Annotated in this window: 4 protein-coding genes and 2 pseudogenes; 2 read left to right on the forward strand and 4 right to left on the reverse strand. The window is 71.1% G+C overall.

Annotated elements, in window-relative coordinates; translation table 11 throughout:
* Window positions 1-365 (reverse strand): annotated as a pseudogene (locus FV222_RS18325) (folate-binding protein); the annotation flags it as partial.
* Between the two features lie 139 nt (window positions 366-504).
* On the opposite strand from FV222_RS18325, the gene FV222_RS18330 reads away from it, so the two are divergent.
* Entirely contained in the window at window positions 505-1842 is a 1338-nt protein-coding gene (locus FV222_RS18330; RefSeq protein ID WP_147815337.1) for a dihydroorotase, read from the forward strand.
* Between the two features lie 110 nt (window positions 1843-1952).
* Here FV222_RS18330 and FV222_RS18335 read toward each other — a convergent pair whose 3' ends face one another.
* The 3 genes from FV222_RS18335 to FV222_RS31270 all read right to left on the reverse strand — a co-directional run bounded on the left by FV222_RS18335 (window position 1953) and on the right by FV222_RS31270 (window position 3514).
* On the reverse strand, window positions 1953-2207 hold the full coding sequence (locus FV222_RS18335; protein WP_147728485.1) for a hypothetical protein: 255 nt from the start codon (window positions 2205-2207) through the stop codon (window positions 1953-1955).
* A gap of 159 nt (window positions 2208-2366) precedes the next feature.
* Complete coding sequence (locus tag FV222_RS18340; protein ID WP_147764130.1) at window positions 2367-2816, reverse strand: TIGR02301 family protein; 450 nt, start codon at window positions 2814-2816, stop codon at window positions 2367-2369.
* 269 nt (window positions 2817-3085) lie between these two features.
* Window positions 3086-3514 (reverse strand): NUDIX hydrolase, encoded by a 429-nt coding sequence (locus FV222_RS31270; protein WP_246685533.1) that lies wholly within the window; start codon window positions 3512-3514, stop codon window positions 3086-3088.
* On the opposite strand from FV222_RS31270, the pseudogene FV222_RS18350 reads away from it, so the two are divergent.
* A pseudogene (locus tag FV222_RS18350) lies at window positions 3480-4303 on the forward strand (cupin domain-containing protein); the annotation flags it as partial. The gene FV222_RS31270 and the pseudogene FV222_RS18350 overlap by 35 nt on opposite strands.
* Between the last annotated feature and the right edge of the window lie 53 nt (window positions 4304-4356).

The raw sequence follows: 4356 nt of genomic DNA on the forward strand, positions 1-4356 counted from the left end.
CCGTCCGCCCGCGCGTCGGCGACGGCGTCGACCTCGGCCGCGGTGGTGGCGCCATCCCAGGATGCGGCGATGGCGACGGTCGGGTCGACCGCGATCTCGACCTGGGCGCGCAGGCGGTAAAGCGTCAGGCGCTTGGCCAGGGCCGCCGCCTGCTCGGACGCGACGTCCAGGCGGAAGCCGCCGGGGATGCGCGAGATCAGGAAGTCGAACTGGATCTTGCCCTGCGGCGTCAGCAGGGCGCCGAGCCGGGCCTCGGCCTCGCCGAGGGTCTCGACGTTGCAGGTGATCACACCCTGAAGCAGGGCGGGGGCGTCAGGACCGGTGACGTGGACGAGGGCGCGGTCCGGCAGCAGGGCGATCGGCATGGCAGTTCCTTCGTCGGCGCCGCGAGGCCTCGCTCGGCGAGGTGAGGCCTTCCGGGCCGCGCGATTGCGCGAGGATGACGCGTGACATAAGCCGCCGGTGACCCGGCCTCAACCAAGGCGCTCGCGCAAGGCGTTTCCCATGGACAAGCCCTTCGACCTCGTCCTCTCCGGCGGCACCGTGGTGAACCAGGACGGCGCGCACCGGGCCGACCTCGGCATCCGCGGCGGACGCATCGCGGCGATCGGCGACCTGGCGCAGGCGACGGTCGGCGAGCGGCAGGATTGCACCGGCCTGCACCTGCTGCCGGGCGTGATCGACACGCAGGTGCACTTCCGCGAGCCGGGCCTCGACCACAAGGAGGACCTGGAATCCGGCTCGCGCGCCGCGGTGATGGGCGGCGTGACCGCGGTGTTCGAGATGCCCAACACCAACCCGCTCACCACCAGTGCCGCCGCGCTCGCCGACAAGGTGTCGCGCGCGCACCACCGGATGCATTGCGACTTCGCGTTCTGGGTCGGCGGCACCCACGAGAACGTCGGCGCGCTCGCCGAGCTGGAGCGGCTGCCTGGGGCCGCCGGCATCAAGGTGTTCGTCGGCTCCTCCACCGGCTCGCTGCTGGTCGAGGACGACGCGGGCGTGCGCGCCATCCTCAAGGCGATCCGCCGCCGCGCCGCGTTCCATTCCGAGGACGAGCCGATGCTGCGCGCGCGCAAGGACCTGCGGGTCCCCGGCGACCCGGCCTCGCACCCGGTCTGGCGCTCGCCCGAGGTGGCGATGCAGGCGACCCGGCGGCTGGTGGCGCTGGCGCGCGAGACCGGCGCCCGTATCCACATCCTGCACATCTCCACCGGCGACGAGATGGACTACCTCGCCGACCACAAGGACGTGGCGAGCGTCGAGGTGACGCCGCACCATCTGACGATCAACGGCGACGAGGCCTATGCGCGCCTCGGCACCCTCGTGCAGATGAACCCGCCGGTGCGCGGCGAGGCGCATCGCCGGAAGATCTGGTGGGGCCTGGAGCAGGGCGTCGCCGACATCCTCGGCTCGGACCACGCGCCGCACCAGCTGGACGAGAAGGCCAAGCCCTATCCGAATTCGCCGTCGGGGATGACCGGAGTGCAGACGCTGGTGCCGATCATGCTCGACCACGTGGCGGCCGGCAGCCTCTCGCTCGAGCGCTTCGTAGACATGACCAGCGCCGGGCCCAAGCGCCTGTTCGGCATCGCGCGCAAGGGACGCCTCGCGCTGGGCTACGACGCCGACGTGACGGTGGTCGACCTCAAGCGCCGCGAGACCATCCGCAACGACTGGATCGCTTCGAAGAGCGCCTGGACACCCTACGACGGCAAGGTGGTGACGGGGTGGCCGGTCGGCACAATGGTGCGCGGCGCCCGCGTGATGTGGGACGGCGTGTTGACCGAGCCGTCGCGCGGCGAGGCCGTTGTCTTCGAGGAAGCGCCACCGCGCGCCTGAACCGTCAGGCCTCGGTGTCTATGCCGACCCCTCGCATGGGTCTGATATGGTTGGCCGGATGCCCGCGCCGAGTGCGAGCAACCGGCCGGTGTCGTCGATCGGACGTGCCCTCAGTGCTGGAGCGCGGTGGTGAAGGCGCCGCCGCGGATACGCTCGGGGAATCCCTCGGCGTAGCGGGCGGTGGCCTCCTCGCCATAGGTCATCACGAGTTCCTGGAAGGCCGCGAACAGGGCGGCCTGGGCCATGCAGTCTCCGTCGAGTCCGTCGAGACAGCCTTCCGCGAACGCTTCGGACACGTAGCCCAGGGCGGCGCGCTTCTCGTCCACGTCGGCTTCGAACGGGGCGGTCTGAGTGCTGTTCTGCATGGCGGTCGTATCCGTTGCGCGCGGGCTGGAGGCCCGGCGTACGGAGGGGATGATAGGCGGCTCATGGGTCCGCGACCAGCCGGGAATTGCGAAGCGGTTAACGCGACCGATCGAATACCGCGGTTTTCCCGGATGCTTCGCGGGTGTGGCCGGGCTGCATCATCCGCCGAAACGCCCGGCCAGCGCGTGCGACAGGCGCTCGCCTTCGGCGACGAAGCGGGCAGTCGCCTCGTGCGCCGCGGGGGTGCACACGCGGTAGTTCGCGGCATAGCCGCGATAGCCGCGGTTGTAGGCCCCGGCGAGGCGGTCGCGTCGGCCGGGGGTGACGCCCTCGGCCTCGATCAGCGCCTTCATCCGGTTCGGCCACTCGGCGGCGTCGGCCCCCGCGCAGAGCCCGCGCAGGAAGGCGAGCGAGCCGATGATCTCGGACAGGCGCGTGAGGTCGCGGTCGTAGGGGGCGGCCTGATCCGGAGGCGGGGCCGGCGGCTCTTTCTCGGCAGGTTTCGCGGCCGGGCGCGCCGCCGGGCGTTGCTGGGCGAGGGCCGGCGTGTGCGCGGCGGCGGCGAGACAGCCGAAAACCAAGAGGATCGTTCGCAGCGTGGCGATCATCCGCCCGAATGAGCCGCTTGGTGTCTTCCTACTCCCTGTCATCCCGGGGCTGCGCAGCAGAGCCCGGGATTCAGAGCCGCCGACAGCGCAAGCTTGATCACCATCCGCGGTTCTGGATCCCGGGCTCGCCTTAGGCGACCCGGGATGGCGAGGAGGGGACGACAACGGGGTTCGTGAAATCCGCACGTTCTGCGGCGAATAGTGAGCGAAAGGCCTACCCGAGCGGTTGGACGGCTGCGGGACTGGGTCAACGGCGGCTGAAACCGTTTTCATCGGCCACCCGCCGACCGATAGGCCTCGACCTTCGCGAACGCGGCGGCGAGCGTGTCCGCGAGGCCGGGCGTCGTCTCCAGCTCCGCCACCTCCGCGTGGGTCGCCCAACGGACAGCGAGCGCTTCGGGACCGGCCTCCGGCTCGCCGCCGCACCAGAGCGCCGCGTGCGGGTGGACGACGTAGTGGTGGCGCACGCGGCCGTCGGCCTCGCGCTGGATGATCTCGGTGGGCGGCAGCACGCCGACCATCTCGGCGTCGAGGCCGACCTCTTCCTTGAGTTCGCGCAGGGCCGCGTCGGCGATGGCCTCGCCGGCTTCGACGAGGCCGCCGGGCAGGGTCCAGACGCCGCGCATCGGTGCGTTGGCCCGCGCGGCGAGCAGCACGCGATCGTCGCGGATCACCGCGATCGACGCGGAGGGCCGCACCTTCGCCGACGACGTCGGCGAGGGCGACCTCTGGTACTTCCCCTCGGGCATCCGCACTCGATCCAGGCGCTCGAATCGGACGTCGACGGCTGCGAATTCCTGCTGGTGTTCGACGACGGCGGCTTCTCGGAGGATTCGACCTTCCTGATCACCGACTGGCTCGCGCGCACCCCGAAGGACGTGCTCGCCAAGAACTTCGGCCTGCCCGAGAGCGCCTTCGCGAACATCCCGGAGCGCGAACTCTACATCTTCCCCGGCCCGAAGCCGGGCCCGCTGGCCGGCGACCGCATGGGCGGGGCCGGCCCGAGCCCGAAAGCGTTCAGCCACCGGATGCTGGCGCAGGAGCCGATCCGCACGAAGGGCGGCACGGTGCGGATCACCGACACGTCGAACTTCCCCGCCTCGGAGACGATCGCGGCGGCCCTCGTCGAGCTGGAGCCCGGCGCGATGCGCGAGCTGCACTGGCACCCGAACGGCGACGCGTGGCAGTACTACCTCTCGGGCAAGGGGCGGATGACGGTGTTCGGCTCGGAATCGAAGGCCCGCACCTTCGACTATCAGGCCGGCGACGTCGGCTACGTGCCGTTCGCCATGGGCCACTACATCGAGAACACCGGCGACACGCCGCTGACCTTCCTCGAGATGCTCAAGAGCCCGCGCTACGCCGACCTGTCGCTGCCCCAGTGGATGGCGCTGACGCCGCACGCCCTCGTCCAGGCGCATACCCGGATCGACCCGAAGCTGATCGACGGCCTGTCGGCGAAGAAGGGGCCGGTCGTGCCGCTGTAAGAAGGCGGCTTACGCGTCGGTGCCGAGGCGGGCCGAACGGGCCGGGCCGGGCG

Source organism: Methylobacterium sp. WL103, assembly GCF_008039885.1.
Taxonomy (GTDB): Bacteria; Pseudomonadota; Alphaproteobacteria; order Rhizobiales; family Beijerinckiaceae; genus Methylobacterium; species Methylobacterium cerastii.